The sequence below is a fragment of the Rosenbergiella nectarea genome (genome assembly GCF_900111105.1).
In the GTDB taxonomy this organism is placed as follows: domain Bacteria; phylum Pseudomonadota; class Gammaproteobacteria; order Enterobacterales; family Enterobacteriaceae; genus Rosenbergiella; species Rosenbergiella nectarea.
This window is the reverse complement of the sequence record NZ_FOGC01000002.1, coordinates 1-16,305: the sequence shown is the minus strand read 5'-3', so window position 1 is coordinate 16,305 and position 16,305 is coordinate 1. Positions and strand designations below refer to the sequence as shown.

The window sequence follows — 16,305 nt, the reverse complement described above, 5'->3', positions numbered from 1 at the left end:
CATCCTTTCTCTAAATCGATTTCAATAGTTCAGTCGGCATTAAAGCTGCAACAAACATCAACTGAGCATCCACATCATAAGCTTTAAGCTCTTTAATTTTTTCTGATAATTCATGGTCAGATGGACGCTCCATTCTGCATGTCATCTGGCCTTTACCATCCACTATATGGATATCAACTGAAGTTGTTTTTAAACTTCCACTTTCAAGCTGACTTGATTCAATGCTGTCAGATTCGTTATCCACTGATTTTTTGCTTCTGTAGTCTTTGAATTTTAGACAAGTAGGTAATTGAGGTCCTTCTTTGTTGCCCCAGTTGAATGCCATGCTTCCATCAGGTCTATATGATGCAAATTGGCTACCAGCCTTGATTGAATATCCATCATCGCTGACGACTAGTAGCATTTCCGATCTATCATCTTGAAGTGATCGCTTAGGTGTGTCGGAGGCGGTACCTGAGATGATTTGTCCTAGCTTATTCATCTGCTGAGATATTTCATTAAATTGCTCTTGAACCTTCATAGTAAAGTCTTTTTGCTCTTGCTTATTTAAAGCCATAGCGTTATCAATAATGCCTTTAATTTCTTGCTCGATACTCATACCTACTCCTAAGGCGCAAAGGCCTGTTCAAATGTGAATGATAGCTCTACATACTGCCCGGTAACGAAATTAGGCGTAATGGAATCGGCTTTAACTCGATACATTTTTCTTTCGCCCCACGGGTTATTCCAATAGAAGGATGCTGTACAGTGAGAGGTGAGAAAATTCCTAACCTTCTGCATATCTGCCAGCGGCCCCTTACTCGTCAGGCTCCACGTTTCGGCAACTGAATTAATGCCAACACCGCTGACCTGCTTATACCCATCGTCGAACTGTGCCGAATTAACCTTCACCGGCACCGTTCCTGTCGCGCCTATTTGGACGCAATAGCTGAATGTATCCATTACCGCCCCTTAATGGCTCGCCAGAGTGGAGTTCCCTGCCTGTTGGCTTGGTCATTGATGGTGTTAATTACAGCGGCTTGAATCTGTTTAGCGATACCCTGACCGTCACTTACAGAACTGGAGGAGGCGTTGCCATTGCTGTCAATAGTGACGTTAATATCGCCCATGCTGAAACCACCACTATTACTTATTTGCTTACTGGTTGAAGGTGTTCTACCTGTCGGCGCACCAACATATCCGCCACTTGAATAGCCTTTCATTATCTGGGCTAGATTGTCTTTACCTATCCGGCTTGTGGCTTCTTTGGTGAACACAAATTCACCTTTATGAACAATGCCCGCTGGGTCGTATTTTCCGCCTTCACCAGTAAAGCCTCCGCCGTCATATCCGCCTTTCAAGTAACTTGTATAGCTAGTTGATAAACCTAGCGCACCGTTACCACTTAGCGCCGTTCCTGCGTTACCTGCGACTGATGGGCTGAATAAGCTACTAACTGCGCCGATAGCACTGCTGGCAATCCCTGATATAGCCATCCGCGCAGCGATACGAGCAATATCACTGATTACAGAGTTAGCAAAACCCTTGAAAGACAGCTTTCCAGATGTTGAGAAAGAAGCGATAGCGTCCTCCATACTTGAGAAAGCATCACTAAACAATGTTTGAGTCATGCCCGAAGCATTAGAGGCGCTGTCTGCGTATTCTTGCCACGCTTTTTCAGCACCATTTGACCATGAGCCACGCATAGCGGTCATGCGCTGAGTATGAGCATCATAATCTGCTAGCATCTTGTCATTCGCTGATTGCTGCATAGCAATCTCTTGGTCGATGGTCTGACGGTCAATCTCAGTAGTTGCCGAGGTTCTTTGTTGGCGCAACTGGATTATCTTGTCGTTTAGTTGCTGCTCAAGCGTGATCCTTTGCGTTAGGATTCCTTGCTGGTATGCGCTCCTAGCACCTGACGCCGCTGATTCATCGTTTGAGTATTGAGAGTTTCGGCTGCTAATGTCGCGGTTTAGATTGCCTTGATAACCTGATAACGCTGCCGTTTGCTTAACTAACTGTTGCTGCCTTTCTAGTGCTGCATTTTGCTGATATAGCGCTGTAATTTTATCCTGATTAGCCAGTAGCGATTTCTGGTCGGCGGTCAGAGTGGACTTACCCTTAATGTCAGCGAGTTGCTGCTCCCATTTCACTAACGCTTGTTGCGCAGCAGAAAGCTTATCAGTCGTATCAATCTGAGCGGAAAGAGCTGCGTGTTGCTGGTTGAGTTGGTCAATTAACCTTGAGCCTGCATCTTCGGAATACGCCTTAGTTGCGGGCGCTCTATCCTTCTTGGCTGCGGCACTCTCAGCGTCAGCAAGGTTTTGTGAGTATTTCGCCCTCAGAGCTAAATAATCGCTTCGTCCTTGGTCTTGAATGTTCTTTGGTTGCTGCTTAAATTGACTGTCTAACTTCGCTAATGCTTCCCGAGCCTTGGTGGTCGCGTCTGCATTGTTGCTCAGGTCGGTGTTAAGTTGCTTGAGGTAGCTTTGCTCTTGTAGTTTCTTCTGAGCATCACCTAAATTACTTAGCTGACTGACATAGGCTTTAATTATTGGCGTGTCATTGAGCATTTGATAGTGCTGCTCATTATCACTAGTCCATGTGCCGCTACTCATGGCGTTACTGCGCTGCTGTGTTCTCTGCTGGTATTTTCTAATATCAGCATTGTCTAAGTAGTTGCCGCCTGCTATTTCCTTGAATACTTCCCACGAGTTTGAAGCTCCAGAGCCTAGTGAGTGCCAAAAATTATTCCACCCAGTAGCGCCTTGGTTAAGTTTTGTAGTTAGCTCGCCTAACTTATCGGATAGAGCGCTAAAGGCTTGGCGCTGAGCATCGGCAGTGTTTCCACCTTCCAAGGCCGCATCAATCTGTTTTCTTTGCGCTGCGGTTAAGAACCCTAACTTATCGTCCAATTGGTCAATAGATTTACCGCTTGAATCGGAAAGCTGGCTGAACATTCCCACAACTGAATTTAGGTCTTGACCACTGGCGCTTGCGTAATCGCTCGATGCTTTGATGATTTGCGGGTACATATCAGCGTTTGTGCTTAGTGATTGCGTCAAGCTACCAACTGCTGATATTGCGTCACCGTATGAAACGCCTAGTGCTGATGCACTATGCGCTAGTGCGGTTATCTGTGATAGGTTTAATCCACTGACATTGTTTAACGTGTTGGCACTTTTATTAAGTGCGTCCATTTCTTCCTGTGCTTGATAGAATGCCACTCCATAGGCAGCTACTGCTCCCGCCGCAATGGTGAACGGACTAACTAATCCCATCACATATCCACCGACACCTCTAATGGCTGGACCGATACCGCCGAACATGTCCTTTAGCTGGCCACCTTGCTGCATAAGCACCATGAACGGTGATTGGCCTGTTGATAGCCCGACGACAATATCGGTCATCTGCGCGGGTATCATTCTCATAGCCCATGCTGCTTGCTTGGAAGATTGCCCTGTCTTAACTAACTGCTCAGACATTTGCCCCAATCTCAAGCGAGCGTCATCAATCTTTTTGCTGTAAGCATCGAAAGTATCTGTATCGAGAAATCCTTTAGCTTTAAATCCCGCCAATTGTCGCTGCTGCTGGTCTAACTTATTGAGCGCGGCATTAACCGGATCAATACGGTCAAGTAGTTGAGATAAAGCTTGTGATTCGTCCTGCGTGGCTTTCGTAACCTTACCAGCACCATCAGCGGCCTTTTGTCCAGCTTGAGTCAATTTAGCCAAAGAGCTTGCCAGCGAGTCGGTATTCTTCTGTGCGCCGGAGCTATCGATAATGACGGCGAGGCGGGATGTTTGTTCTGCCATTTACTTTTCCTCGGACATAAAAAAACCCGCCGAAGCGGGTTATATTTTTTAATGACGAACTATGGCGATACACCATGTTTTGTTTTGTAATCGTTTTCCATTTTCTCGCAAGCCCCAGCGATAAATCTAGCTTCTCCTGGAGTATTGGATTTTTTCCCTTGGTCATTCCAGCATAAGCTGATCGCGTCTCTCGCCTGTGACTTTTCTTTTTCTTCTGGCGAAGAACCAACGATTGCACTGAAAATAAAAAATACCACGGCCAAAATGATAATAATAAAAATAAACTGCCTCATATCCCAATCCCCATTAGTAAAGTTAAGAGCAATCCTAATGTTAATTAAGTGCAAAGGGAAGCAAGAAACCCGCAGTTAAGCGGGTTGATAGTGATTAAACTTAATGATTAGAACAGAGATTTAAGGTTTATTTCGTTAACAGCCTTCCATGCCTCGGCAGGCCAAGATTTAACAGTTCCGTAGGTTTCGTCTGGCACATCCTTCGGAGTTAACCCATTAGCTGCACACCATTTCTTCATAGGCCAGTGAGAGAATTTCTCTCCAGTCACTCGCTGCACTGCTTTAATGGTAGCGTGCTTCTTACACTCACCAAGTTTGTTGGCTAAAGCATTAGCCTTACGCTTTTCTGCCGAGGCGGTAGCCATTGCCGTTGCTTCACGCTTTTCACCTATCCAAGCCTTAGTTTGAATTGCTGCATCACGCTGCTCCGTGAGGATTCGATTCTCTTTTACCTTGGTAAGCAAGTCTTCCAGCGCTTGCTCATAGCTAAGAGGTAATGCGGCAGATGGTTGAGGTCTGAAATAAGAATCTTCGAGCTTTTCGAAGAAACTCCATGCCTTGTCTGTATCAATTATCTTAGACATTCTAGCTGCACCCTTCTCTGTCCAGAGGGTGATGCTTTTAGCTCTCTTACCAACAGAGTTACCGAAAGTTACTCTGTCCTTAAATTCCTTTAAATCTGAACCAGTTAAGAGGAAGTAGTGCTTTCCTTCTTCAAACCTTTCTTGATTGGAAGATAGGTTTTTCCTGATGTTAACTTCATCAGTCTCATATCCTGTAGCCAGCATTGCAGTTGTAATAACCTTTACACCACTCCATTCAATCACTGGGAATAAATCAGGATCGACAGATAAGTGAGGATTTGCTACATTTACACCAGTTGATATTGATTGTTGCATGTAAGTCTCCAATCTAAGTAAGTGATTAAGCCGCCAGCCCTACTGGCGGTTTTTCTTTTTACGCCATCCAATACGCCTATCAATGTAACTCCGGTATTCTTAAGTTTCTTAGCACTCGCCAATTATCTTCCGTTCTATGATCAGCTTTTATGTGCATTGTTTCTCGTTCCAACATTCTCCTAACTTTGTTTCGGATAAAGATGGTTTCTTTTGGGTATGAGACATAGGCAGGGGCTAGCCGATGCTCTGCCGCTGTCAAAATTGGCTCAACATCCATCATGTAACCAGCCATTCCAGTAGCGTGACGCCACAGCCAGCAAAGTTGGCATAATTCCTCGTCCGTGAACTGTTGAGCGATTGGTGACTGAGTGACTTCACGGTCAAGGATGTCTAATACCCATTTTCGGAATTCTTTAGCGATTGTTGTAGTTGCGAACATCGCTATCAGATGGCAGCCTCTTAACGAGAAAACACGCACTGATTTTTCACGTAAGTTATTGTTTATCCCGTTGGTCTTCATTTTGATGACCATTGACATGGCGTCTGTAAACTCATCTGAGTTACGAGAGTAAATAGTTGATACGCTCTTGCTTGATGCATACCCAAGAGCCTTGGCTATATCAGATGATGTAAGCCAAATATCATTCATCTGTTCTATTGGCTGTAACTGAATTCCGTGGAAGTTTAAGTCTGATTTCGCTACAATATTCATGTCGATATTTCCTAGCCGGTTATTTTCGATAGAGGCCCTGTTAGTGTTCGCGCACTTCAGGGCTTCGCTGTATTTAAGCTTTAATGAAGCCATCTTCTCTCAAGCTCCTTTCTAATCTCTTAATAACCTCACCATTAAAAGACCGACACTCATCCGTAGCAGCTTTTTTTAATGCTGCTTTAAGCCATTCTGGAAATCTAATTCCTGTCGGGGCTATATCTCTTATTTTTGAATCACTCATAACACATCCTCTTCATCGTGTAATCACTACACAAATAATACATCGTGAGTATAGATAGTCAATAAAATTATCATTACATTGTGTAGAAACTTAACTACACGGCAAAAAATATGAAAGTTCGAGATATAGCACCATATGGTGTACGGATGCCTGCTGAGCTAAAAGACAAGCTTCAAGAGATAGCAAAAAGGAACGGAAGATCTTTAAACTCAGAAATCGTGAAAATTCTCGAAGAGTATGTAACGCCACCAAAAATTGAAGATTTGAAGGCTCCAACCGCTGAGCAACTACAATCATTTGAGGAAATGCAAAAGTGGACGTCAGATGTCGCTGAAAAAATAAAACAAATGGACCGCGCTTTCCGCAAAAACTTCCCTGATTACGGTGAAGGTGAATGATTACTCTTCATCTTCCTCGGGCTCTCCGTCTCCTTTCATCACTTCTTCACGATAAACATCGTCGAGTGCAAATATCGCTTGCTCAAACATTTCTCGATTAACTTGAATGGGCCTACTGCGAAGATATGTGTCGATGTCACTCAGCGACAAGGGAAGCGGTGAGGCAGCCATGCCAGCATATTGCCTACCTCGGCTAATTACTGAGTAGGCTGAGAGAATAAGGGCAGTTAGTTCGTCAATCTCTGGCTCTTCGGCTGGCTTAAGCCCCAACCTTTCCTCTCGCCACCGGTTGCGCTCACCTTCTGGGCCAGAGTATCGGCTAAGCCACTTCTGCGCGGCTATGGCTTTCCCACGGCATCGTCTTTCTTCTCTTTGATGCCTTGAGCGATGTCAGAACCGGTCTTGAGGATTGACCAGTACAGATCTGGCTTCTGCTTTAACAGGGCTAACCCACTTTCCGGGGTGTATTCAATGGCTACTTCTTTGCCATCCACAATCTCACCAACTCCCTGCCAATCTAACAGTAAGTATTTTGAGCAGGTATCAAGCAGCAAGTCGTCGAGTGAATCCACATCACCAATAGTCGACAGGTCGAATTCCTTGGTGCCAACATTAAGCGCAGCATCCAATCTGTCGACATGGCGGCGGACGATGGCCTGACGTGACTTGTAATCGTGGGACTCAACGCTACCCACTTTTAATTTTAGGCCTTTGATTGGCTCAATCCAGCGGGTTTCGTCTGCGTCTAAACGTCTACTGATAATTAACATAGTACCTCTGCATAAAAAGGCCCGAGACGCTATGCAGAGCGAAACGGGCAAAGTTTTTTAGGTTATTGTGATGCGTCTTGTGCCGGTGGTGCTGGCTGAGTTGCTGGCTTGCGGGTGATAGTTGGCGGAGTATCGGAACCAGTGATATTCAACTGAACCTGAATGATGTCCGTGTTACCACCGTCAGGCCAGTCGCCGTCCACCTGAACCGATGGGAAGTTAAAGGTATAAGAGCCTTCTGCGTTCTCAAGCGTAAAGCTGAAAGGCATAGCCTCACCGGTCAGTGTTTTCTTCCATGCTTCATACGCACTCTTAGACCAAGACAACGTAACCTGTCCAGATGGCGTGAAGGTAGTCGGGATATTGGCACCCGCGAACCCTGATCCAGAACCGATACAGCGCTGCGTCTGCATGTTGTTATCGAACTGGATATTAAAGGTATCAACACAGAACCCATCACCACCCGTCACGCCATTTAGGCTGATTGCAGTAACGTTTTTGAATGAGTATCGAAGCTTACCGTCAGTATCTGTAGGCGTTCCAAAATAGCTCGTTCCGTCACCCTTATCCTGCCATCCTAGGCCAGCAAAGGTGACCGTGGTTTGCACGTCGCCATCGTTTGGGATTTGGATTTGCAAGGTAGATACCTGACAACCGGTAGCGATTGAGGCTACGCCAATATCAGAGGCGAATGTCGCCAGTGAGAAGGTAATACGGTCGTTACCCATATTTAGGGTATCGTTGACCCAATCAGCACCGAAACAGGAAGCCAAAAAGGAATCATGCTGGCCGTATCGGGTTTTACATACAACGTCACCGCCCACATCGGTTGTTCCAGGGGTTCGCCCCTGAGCCATCCGAGTACCACCGATTTCGTTGTTGTCGTTCATGTTTTGCGTTGGCTTAACACCGAAGGACGTGCGACGAAAAATATCCCATGTCGCGCTTGCAGGTGTCGTGCCGGGGGTTGTCTCACGGGTGTAAGCAACCGTTACTTTAGCGCCAGATGACATTTAATTGTCTCCTTAAATTATAAAGCGCGGTAAGGGATTTGAATATTTAGCTGTGACCAACCATCCGTTTCACCGGCATCGACCGCAGAAACAGCGAAGTAATCCAACGCACCGTCAGTCTTCCACTCGAACAACTCCCGCAACTTGTCGGCTGTTTCGGTGATAAGCAGTGAGCGAGAACCTACTGGAACAAATAGCTGAATGATGATAATTCCGCTGCGGTGAGTTACCGGACCGTCACCAATTTCGACAGCTGAAGCCATACTGGGCAAGTTAGTTAAACGCGCCCAGATAGTTTTTCCGCTTGGCTCGAAAGTCGGGTCGTTTGGGTAGGTCACAGAACTTGCAGGCATAGCAGCCTGCGCCGTCATACGCTTTATGACAGCGTTACGTATCTCTGTGAGTGTCATTTGTAAGCCTGTGATACTCCATGGAAGGAATTGGCGTAAACGCCCGTAGGTGCTTGCTTTGAGTGCCCGTTTTCAAGTGGTTCGGCGTAGGGTAAGTTGTTCTGAATATAAATAACCGAGAATGACTTACCTTTCGCGATAACTGCGCTGCCCTGCTGGATTGTTGCCGCACCAGATGCATCTACCGTTGCTAACTCAGAATAATCTGGAGACCCGATACTCACCTGGTTATTAGCCCTGAATTGACCAGTATCAACTGGTGACCGGGTAACAATTTCAGTAAGTAGCGCCATCGATATGATTCTCAGGTGTTTACCGACATCCTCCTCGACCTTTCCAGCAAAAGATGACGGGTCAAAATCCCAACCTTGCGCCATGCTACGCCCTCCGAAGTTGAACCGAGTAAGTAGCCTCGGCAGGGTCACTGCCAACGTTAATCACTTTGTATGATTGGCTAATATGCGTAACTAGGTCGGTCGTCGTGATGATATGGTCAACTTTGGGCGGCTCGCTTACCTCGTTTTGCAGCGCTGTAATCTTAATGTCACCGGTTAGGATGTTGACGCCATCAATGCGCTTAACATCATACTTCCCCAAGACACCGCGCCCAGTGTAGGTGTGAGTGACCTGATTGGATTGCTCGGTAACCGGGTCGTAATCACCCTCTGTCACATAGCTACCGGTGAAGGGGTAAACCGCATCAGATAGCTTGTTATTGAAAGCCTTAGCTACTTTCGATTGAACCTTGTCACGAATACCCATCAGCGATACACCCTAAATTTGAGTGGATTCGACCTCCAAGGAGCGAGCAGCGCCAAAGCGAGTTGCAAGTCAGGGTCCAGTAATGAATCAGCGTTAATAGTGCCGCCAGTGTAGTAGGTTTCAGTCACCTCTACATCGTCAGCCTTAACCGATTCACTCGCCAGAACACCGCTTGATTCCTTCTGCGTGTAAAGGTTGCCCGCCGCCGCAACCGATGCGACATAAGCGCCAGCCTGTTTCACTTCATCGGGAATATCTTCAAGGTTAATCCCCTGAAGGTTTAGCGCCGACAGCCAAGCATTCGCCATCAGAATTGCTTTAGGCTTTGTGCTGTCGTTTGCCCACTCGCCCCCTAACAACTTGTCTACTTCGGTTACTGTTATGTACTGTGCCATGCTAGCCCCAATAAAGCCCCATTGCTGGGGCTAAAGTAGATTAACCGCCCGTGGCACCATTATCTGAGGAGCCATTTGCAGCACCGCCAGCAGTAACCTTGACGGTGACAGCAGGGTCAGTGATGCCATAATCGGCACCTGATTTTGCAGGGTCATAGATGGTTTCCGCACCGAGAGCTGACGTTGATTCATCAGCGTAGGCTCGCTCACTTGGGTAGGTGTATTTGTAGTCTGGAGTTACCAGATTCTTTGGTGTAGACATTGCATACCTCCTTACAGGTTGCTAATTAGGAAGCGGAATCCGGTATCAAGCGGATCGAGAGTTAATTCCCAGTTCGCCGCTTTTTGCAGGTCACCCCATGAAGCAGACAGCGATTGACGCTCGGTACCACCGGTTAAGGTGTTTTCCGCTGCGATGAAGCTGAACCCTTGCGGATGGATAACCATATTGCGGCGAGTCCATAAAGCGCGGTCACCAGCACCGTTTGAGGTTCCAGCTGTACGGTCTACTTCTAGATCGTCATTACCTGCAATTTGTGCGTAGCTGAATGCACCAGCTCCAGCTAGAAGCGAAACGTATTTAGCGTTTGCACCTGTGCCAATTTTGGTACCCAGCTCAGACTCAACCAGTGTGCGACCGTTGTACACAGTGACTGGGGGAATGTTAGCCTGAGTTTGCAGAAGCTCTGCTTGGTTGTTCTTGCGGATTTTGGCAGCGAGTTGCGGGTGAACGACCATTACGCCATTGCCACGGTTGGCTGGGCGCATAGTTGCCTCGACATCAACGAAAGCGTCGAAAGAGAAGCCTGTTGCCGCTGTGGCGGTCGCCGCACTGATGTCAGTGGTTAGCTTTTTACCGTTGGCTTGGTCGTAGTTACGCAGGCCGACTAGAGTTGCACGAGCGCGGTTCTCCGCAGAGTTAAGCCATAACTGGTTTAACTTCCCACCAATCAACTCAAGGGAGTTCACTTGCGTCAGATAGCGCTGCAAAGATGCTTCGCGGAATGCTTCGTTAAGATAAGCAACACGGCCTTGCATTGAACCACCTTGAATATCACGAGGCATCGCAATATCGGTGTAGATGGTGTTTCCGTAGTTCGGCTCAAGTCCTGCATCAATGCCGCCGATATATGGGACAACGAATGTCGGTGAGCCGCCAGATAGCAGCGCACTCAAGCGAGAGTCTGCTACGAAAGCGCCTGACTGTACAAAAGGTGATGGTACGAGTGGGTCAACGTCCATATAGGACAGTACGACCGGGCGGTTAAAAACTTCTAAAAGTGAAACTGAAGCCATAATATTTTATTCCTTAATATTTGCCAAATTGCCCAGAGTTAAGAGCTTGCTGATAACCTTGGGGGTCGCGTTTTTCGAACTCAAGACGCTGCTCTTGAGTCATGGTTTTATATTCTTTCGTAGGACTCCCACGTAAAGGTGCGGCCCCGCCGCCGTTTGCTTTCGACCCTGTGACCAAAGAGGCCCAACGAGGATCGTTTTTAAACTCTTCTTTGAGCTGATCAACTGAGCTGACTGTCAAGTTACCGCTTGCATCAGTCACCCGAACTTGTCCGTCAACTAGCTTTAATCGGCGTGTAACGAACTCTGAGAGGATTTCAGCATTAGGGCCGTCTGCAATATCAGTAGCTAACTTGATAGCAGTCTGATTGATGCTGCTTTGCTCAATTTGCTGCTGTAGCGCCTGATACTTCTGCTGCCATTCAGCCGTAGCCGACTGGCTAGACTCGAATAGCTGCTTGTAGTTACCTTCTGCTGCCAGTCGCTCCTGCTCTATTTGCTGGGCCTCAGCTTCGGCCTTTCGCCGCTTTTCCTGTTCTGCCTTTTTCTCAGCTAGCAGCTCGTCACGCTGGCGCTTAAGGCCATCTACGTCAGGCTGTGGAATTCCTTCGACTGCCAGTTGATACACTTCGCCATTCTGCGTGTAGAAACCTTGCTGGCTTTCTTCGAGTTGTGCGAATTCCTCAGAGGTAATCTGATATTTGAGCATTACATTCTCCTGAATGAATGATTACTGGCTCTGCCAGTGGTTGGTATGGATTAATTCAGTCCAGCAAGCTCGAAAGCATGTGGCTCTAATTCTTTGAGTTGGCCTAGGGTGTATTGCTTGCCGGTTTCGCCGTCTACGAACCTATCCAGCGTTAAATCACCCTTGCTGAATAACTGGTAGCGCTTTTCGCCTAGCACTTCACGCTGGAAGCTAACAGGCTGTCTAGCAAGCCAGTCACCGTAAGTCGTTTTACTGCTAACTTGCTGCGCGCCATCGGGTCCGACTGCTGGGCGAACGGAGCCAGGTATCTCTCGGCGATATTCTGCTTTGAGTACGGGAACTTGAGTTGTTCGACAGCGCCAGTGATACGGCGGCGATGGACCATCTAGCGGAATTATTCGATGGTCGATTGAGCGACAGAATGCCGTTGTGCGACCGTCGAGTGTGGCGATATCCTGCTTACCTTCCAATATGTCGTCATTCTCGCTGAACGTCTTATTGCGAGCTGATGCCGATACATGGTTGGTTAACGTGCTGACTAGCGATGACGCTTGCTCTTCATGCGATACGCCGAGCGAGGTTAGCCGAGCCACAATCTGCCGTGAATCCTCGCCCATCGCAGCACCCAATCCGATTTCACTGATAATGTCAGCCGTCTTTTTGGTGCCGAACTGAGCAATAGCGCCAGCAATATTGATTGATTGACGGCCTTTGCCGACCAGTAAATCTAGCGGGTCACTTAGTACAGCTGCCGCAATCATTTCAACCGATGGCTCTGCCAGCTTCACCGAGGCTTTAACGACCTGACCGAGCAGCTTAGTGTTGAAAGTGAATTCGTATTGAGCAAAAACACCATAATCAATGCGCTGTCGCTCTGCCATATCGCCGTAGATAGCTCTCAAATCATTGCTGAGCGTTTCTATCTGCCTTTGGTATCTCGCACTCTGGTATTGACTCAACCCGCCCTGTACGGTCTTTTTAGCGCGGTTAATTGCTCTGCGCACAAATTTAACCGCCTTGGTGGTGAGGCCCGACCCGAAGCGCTGCACATAAACCTGATGCCGGACGGCGCTATCAGTAAGATGACCGTCTGCACTCATGGTTATTCATCCTCTTCGATTGTGTCAGTGTTCACGCCTGATACTGGCGGCTCCGCTTCCCGTTCCGTGTCGATATCTTTATCCGTCCGGTCGGCGTCAATAATCGCAGCCTGACGCAAGTTGGTACGAATATCAGACTTGGCAATGATACCTTGCTGCCAGAGTTGGACCTGCGCAAGAATCATCTGCGCATCCATGGCTTCATCAAAGAATTCTTGATTGAGCCAGAATACAATGGCGTCAGGTGTTGGAGTGCCGGACATATACAGCTGCACATCAAGTAAAGCCGACTTAATGGCCTCAGATACGTTGCCCGCAATCGTGCCAAGAACGCTGTTATCGCTGCTATATCGAATCCTCGCCGCTTCTGCCGTTTCGTTCTGGCCTGACTGCTGCACAATACGAGCGCCAATCATCAACATCTGGTTTTCTTTGTCCTGCATCAGTGTGCGGGATAAGTTTCCTTCGCTGGCTTGAAGCATTTGCGCCGTGCCGACTTTACCAAGGCAATAGCCGCTGGTTGAGCCAATCTGAATACCATTGGGGTTCCATTCTGAGAATTCTGATGGTTGGGCGTCAGTCGTGAAGATTAGTGTCGGCTGACTGCTGATGAATCCTGACTCTTCCACCGTGGCACTGTTGCCATAGTGAAGAATGTTCACCTCTGCCAAGTCCTCAAGCGGTGACTTGTCTATGCAGGCATCGTTATTCTCTGAGCCGTAGAAATAAAACGGGATGTGGTCGAATGTCTTGCCGTTGTAATCGGTTGGGCGAGTGTCGAGGATCGGCACATCTTCGCTTTCACGCCAAACACGGTGACGATAAACGCCATTCTCTAACGTCAATCCGCGATACTGCGTCTTCGTTTCGAACTGGAACTCGTCGCCATCATCAACGTGATAAAGCTCAGCAAAGGCGACCATCGTTAACTTTTTAATGCCGTTAATCACATCCTCGCGCCAGTTAATAATCTGGTCGGCAATGTAGTGATGAGCGTGTGCGTTATTACCCGCTGACTGCGCCTTGGTTGGCCTTACACCTGATTCTGTGTCAGTGTTAGGGTAATCAACGAAGAATCCGCCACGCCCCGTATCAAGACACTCACCGATAGCAGCCTTTGATAGCTGCTCGAGGCTGACGCCATCGCCGCTTGCGTTGGTCTGGACGTAATCAATGTCAGTGGGTAGGTTGATTTCTGCTGACTTGCGGAATACTGCGCCGATTAACCCTTGGCGAGTGCGTCCAGTAACGTTGAGGAACATCGCCCGGTTGAGTAAAGCCTGGTAGCGCGCTTTGTTTTCTTCGCTGCTATTTGTCGGGTCGGGCATCGGGAGATAAGCGGTCTGCTTTTTCTTCACTGCCCTGCTTCCAGTCACGCAATCCTTAACTAAATCCCATGACTTTTTTGCCTCGGAATATTCAGGATTGATGTATGCGTAATTTGCCATTGTTTTATCTTCTGAATGAGACAGGGACGGATGTAACGACTTTACGTTTAGCTCTCGTCACTGCGAAATATCGAAAGGCGTCAGCGCCGTGTGATGTATGGTCATGAAGTGGCTTATCTTTCCAGCAGCCTCGCTTGTCGTCCCACTCTTTGCGGTAGCCTTCAAGAGACAGCACTCCATCGGAGCACTTCTGCTCATCGAAAGCGCATTTAGGTAGGATTTCACGGACCTGTTCGATACCGTCAGCGACACCAATTTTCGGAACTACTTTGAATGTAAGGGTGTAATTCTCGCCGTCTATCTCATAACCTTCTTTAGCCAGCTCTCGTCGCGTTTTCGCGTCAGAACCAAACTCGCGATTATCTATATCGTGCGGCCCCCAATGCTCGGAATACTCATAGCCTTTATCCTTGAGCACCTTCATGTAATGACGTAGGCCTTCACCACTGTTTTCGTAATAATCGATGATGTGATACTCCTCACCAACGACACGAACGAACCAGATTGCCGTTGAGTCACTTACGCCAATATCCCAGATAGTCATCACTGGTAGGTGTGAGTTATTCGGTAATTCACCGATACGCTTGTTCTGATAAAGGGATCGAAATTGCTTAGCGTAGTAAGCGCCCTCAACCGACTGCTGGAATGCTTCGGCTGGAATGGTTGGATATTCCCTTTTCATATCATAGCCGAGCGTTTTCTCTTTGGCGTAATACCAAGCCCTCTGGCGCTCGTTTAACGATATGCCATGCTTTGCCTCAATCTCTGCGAAATAATCGCTCAGTCGCTGCGGTAGAGGCTCTACGGGGTCAATTGCGTAGAGCGGGTTCTTCCACCATGAGAAAAAGAAGAATTTCCAGTCGAGGTTAGATAGTCGCTTCCCCTGCATTTGCGCTTTTTCAGCGGTGTTGCAGTAATCGAAGAAGTACCCGGCCCGACCTTCTGCTGTGCTCTCAATTGTCGTGAAACAATCGGTAGATACCGCTTCGAATGCCCCAGTAACAATCTCACGGGCTTTGTCTGGAAACTTGGCGCATATCTTCCCGAACTCGGAAACGTGCAAATAACGAAGCGTACCGCCCCGGAATGATGTGCTGATGTAGAGAGAGCCACCCTTACTGAATACCAACTCACCCGCCGCATCATTACTGGCTGGGTTAGCTGCTTTGATTTCGTCAGGGAGCCTGTCGTAGGCGTACTTAATTTTTTCTCTGAACAGTCGTTTAGCGTCATTCAGCGTGTGAGCAATGAGAGCGCACTTAGCGGCTTCAAATAACGCCGCGTCAAGCTGGATAATACAGACCTCAGTCGTAAATCCTAATTGACGTGCTTTCAGAATCAGGTTGCGAGTATGCATACCTTCGAAGTATTCAAGCTGCTCCGGAGTCATCTTGAACCGAACTGGCTTACCCTCTTTGTCTGTTATCCAGTAGAGGTTATTCAGTCGCCAGAGCTTATCCCTCAGTAATGCGAGATGTTCTGGCTTCATGGTTACCCCTTAGATAATGAGTCCATCAAGTCAGATAAGGTATCGGTAGATGAATGCTTCTCGCCGCTATCGATGTTATAGGCCTCGCGCTCTGCTTTGATGACCTTGATTTGAGCGTCGACACCGGCCGTAATTGAGCGAGACATCGAAGCGTGATTGTCTTCGGTGATTTTAGTATCCTCGAGGAACACTCTTAGCTTATTGGTTATACCTCGCCATGCTGCCAATCCTTCACGATGGGCAAGCACAACAGAAGCAGCTTCATCAGAAGCCTGTTCAATTATTTGCTCATCGGTAACCACTCCTGCTTGGTTACCTTTGCTGGTTACCGATTTGGTTAACTTGGCATTAGTGGCTGTTCTTACCTGTTCGGTTAAGTCTCTTTGCCAGCCTTCTTTTTTTGCTTTCTTGATGATTGTTGCGTGATTTATCCCGTACTTTTCACCAATAGCTCTCAGTGGCAACGAGCCAGCACGGTAAGCCGACTCGATGGCCTCCCAATCTGGTGTCGCCATTATTTATTCCTTGTTGATTGCATTAAACAGCACCCGATAGGATGCTCTGTGATGCAGA

At 47.6% G+C, this 16,305-nt stretch carries 22 protein-coding genes; 1 reads left to right on the top strand and 21 read right to left on the bottom strand.

The features are described 5' to 3' along the window. Nucleotides 1–10: 10 nt before the first annotated feature. From BMX14_RS02890 to BMX14_RS02860, 7 genes are all read right to left on the bottom strand, one after another. Complete coding sequence (locus BMX14_RS02890; protein ID WP_092672536.1) at nucleotides 11–598, bottom strand: hypothetical protein; 588 nt, start codon at nucleotides 596–598, stop codon at nucleotides 11–13. Nucleotides 599–606: 8 nt separating this feature from the next. Continuing rightward, the gene (locus BMX14_RS02885; protein ID WP_092672533.1) at nucleotides 607–942 is read right to left on the bottom strand and encodes a phage tail protein; all 336 of its coding nucleotides are present in this window, start codon (nucleotides 940–942) and stop codon (nucleotides 607–609) included. Beyond that, a complete protein-coding gene (locus BMX14_RS02880; RefSeq protein WP_092672529.1) occupies nucleotides 942–3,797 on the bottom strand; it encodes a phage tail tape measure protein in 2,856 nt (951 codons plus the stop codon). The genes BMX14_RS02885 and BMX14_RS02880 overlap by 1 nt, the downstream gene beginning before the upstream one ends. Before the next feature lie 59 nt (nucleotides 3,798–3,856). Next, on the bottom strand, nucleotides 3,857–4,090 hold the full coding sequence (locus tag BMX14_RS02875) for a hypothetical protein (protein ID WP_092672526.1): 234 nt from the start codon (nucleotides 4,088–4,090) through the stop codon (nucleotides 3,857–3,859). Between the two features lie 107 nt (nucleotides 4,091–4,197). Then, nucleotides 4,198–4,989, bottom strand: coding sequence for an ORF6N domain-containing protein (locus tag BMX14_RS02870; protein ID WP_092672523.1), 792 nt, complete (start codon nucleotides 4,987–4,989; stop codon nucleotides 4,198–4,200). Nucleotides 4,990–5,068: 79 nt separating this feature from the next. After that, nucleotides 5,069–5,794 (bottom strand): P22AR C-terminal domain-containing protein, encoded by a 726-nt coding sequence (locus BMX14_RS02865; RefSeq protein ID WP_092672520.1) that lies wholly within the window; start codon nucleotides 5,792–5,794, stop codon nucleotides 5,069–5,071. Further along, entirely contained in the window at nucleotides 5,775–5,942 is a 168-nt protein-coding gene (locus BMX14_RS02860; protein ID WP_092672517.1) for an Arc family DNA-binding protein, read from the bottom strand. The genes BMX14_RS02865 and BMX14_RS02860 overlap by 20 nt, the downstream gene beginning before the upstream one ends. A 110-nt stretch (nucleotides 5,943–6,052) precedes the next feature. Between BMX14_RS02860 and BMX14_RS02855 the strand changes: the two genes are divergently transcribed. Continuing rightward, nucleotides 6,053–6,340 (top strand): Arc family DNA-binding protein, encoded by a 288-nt coding sequence (locus BMX14_RS02855; RefSeq protein ID WP_092672514.1) that lies wholly within the window; start codon nucleotides 6,053–6,055, stop codon nucleotides 6,338–6,340. Here BMX14_RS02855 and BMX14_RS02850 read toward each other — a convergent pair whose 3' ends face one another. The 14 genes from BMX14_RS02850 to BMX14_RS02785 form a co-directional block, all read right to left on the bottom strand. After that, nucleotides 6,341–6,610: a hypothetical protein gene (locus BMX14_RS02850; RefSeq protein ID WP_092672511.1), complete on the bottom strand. Its 270-nt coding sequence runs from the start codon at nucleotides 6,608–6,610 to the stop codon at nucleotides 6,341–6,343. Between the two features lie 68 nt (nucleotides 6,611–6,678). Next, on the bottom strand, nucleotides 6,679–7,110 hold the full coding sequence (locus BMX14_RS02845; protein WP_092672508.1) for a hypothetical protein: 432 nt from the start codon (nucleotides 7,108–7,110) through the stop codon (nucleotides 6,679–6,681). A gap of 62 nt (nucleotides 7,111–7,172) precedes the next feature. Then, the gene (locus tag BMX14_RS02840; protein ID WP_092672505.1) at nucleotides 7,173–8,123 is read right to left on the bottom strand and encodes a phage tail tube protein; all 951 of its coding nucleotides are present in this window, start codon (nucleotides 8,121–8,123) and stop codon (nucleotides 7,173–7,175) included. Between the two features lie 17 nt (nucleotides 8,124–8,140). Next, nucleotides 8,141–8,533 (bottom strand): phage tail terminator-like protein, encoded by a 393-nt coding sequence (locus BMX14_RS02835; protein WP_092672502.1) that lies wholly within the window; start codon nucleotides 8,531–8,533, stop codon nucleotides 8,141–8,143. Further along, nucleotides 8,530–8,910 (bottom strand): hypothetical protein, encoded by a 381-nt coding sequence (locus BMX14_RS02830; RefSeq protein ID WP_092672499.1) that lies wholly within the window; start codon nucleotides 8,908–8,910, stop codon nucleotides 8,530–8,532. Before BMX14_RS02830 ends, BMX14_RS02835 begins: the two co-directional genes overlap by 4 nt. Before the next feature lies 1 nt (nucleotide 8,911). Continuing rightward, entirely contained in the window at nucleotides 8,912–9,295 is a 384-nt protein-coding gene (locus BMX14_RS02825; RefSeq protein WP_092672496.1) for a glutamate 5-kinase, read from the bottom strand. Beyond that, the gene (locus tag BMX14_RS02820; RefSeq protein ID WP_092672493.1) at nucleotides 9,295–9,690 is read right to left on the bottom strand and encodes a protein singed; all 396 of its coding nucleotides are present in this window, start codon (nucleotides 9,688–9,690) and stop codon (nucleotides 9,295–9,297) included. Before BMX14_RS02820 ends, BMX14_RS02825 begins: the two co-directional genes overlap by 1 nt. A gap of 40 nt (nucleotides 9,691–9,730) precedes the next feature. After that, the gene (locus BMX14_RS02815; RefSeq protein ID WP_092672490.1) at nucleotides 9,731–9,952 is read right to left on the bottom strand and encodes a hypothetical protein; all 222 of its coding nucleotides are present in this window, start codon (nucleotides 9,950–9,952) and stop codon (nucleotides 9,731–9,733) included. 11 nt (nucleotides 9,953–9,963) lie between these two features. Continuing rightward, nucleotides 9,964–10,986, bottom strand: a complete 1,023-nt coding sequence (locus tag BMX14_RS02810) for a hypothetical protein (protein WP_092672487.1) — start codon at nucleotides 10,984–10,986, stop codon at nucleotides 9,964–9,966. 13 nt (nucleotides 10,987–10,999) lie between these two features. Continuing rightward, complete coding sequence (locus BMX14_RS02805) at nucleotides 11,000–11,695, bottom strand: hypothetical protein (RefSeq protein ID WP_092672484.1); 696 nt, start codon at nucleotides 11,693–11,695, stop codon at nucleotides 11,000–11,002. A gap of 50 nt (nucleotides 11,696–11,745) precedes the next feature. After that, nucleotides 11,746–12,795, bottom strand: coding sequence for a structural protein (locus tag BMX14_RS02800; RefSeq protein ID WP_092672481.1), 1,050 nt, complete (start codon nucleotides 12,793–12,795; stop codon nucleotides 11,746–11,748). Nucleotides 12,796–12,797: 2 nt separating this feature from the next. Next, nucleotides 12,798–14,243, bottom strand: a complete 1,446-nt coding sequence (locus BMX14_RS02795; RefSeq protein ID WP_092672479.1) for a DUF4055 domain-containing protein — start codon at nucleotides 14,241–14,243, stop codon at nucleotides 12,798–12,800. Between the two features lie 4 nt (nucleotides 14,244–14,247). Beyond that, nucleotides 14,248–15,732 carry a terminase gene (locus tag BMX14_RS02790; RefSeq protein WP_092672476.1) on the bottom strand — a complete coding sequence of 495 codons (1,485 nt, stop codon included), beginning with the start codon at nucleotides 15,730–15,732 and terminating at the stop codon, nucleotides 14,248–14,250. Nucleotides 15,733–15,734: 2 nt separating this feature from the next. Further along, nucleotides 15,735–16,247, bottom strand: coding sequence for a hypothetical protein (locus BMX14_RS02785; protein ID WP_092672473.1), 513 nt, complete (start codon nucleotides 16,245–16,247; stop codon nucleotides 15,735–15,737). Nucleotides 16,248–16,305 lie beyond the last annotated feature (58 nt).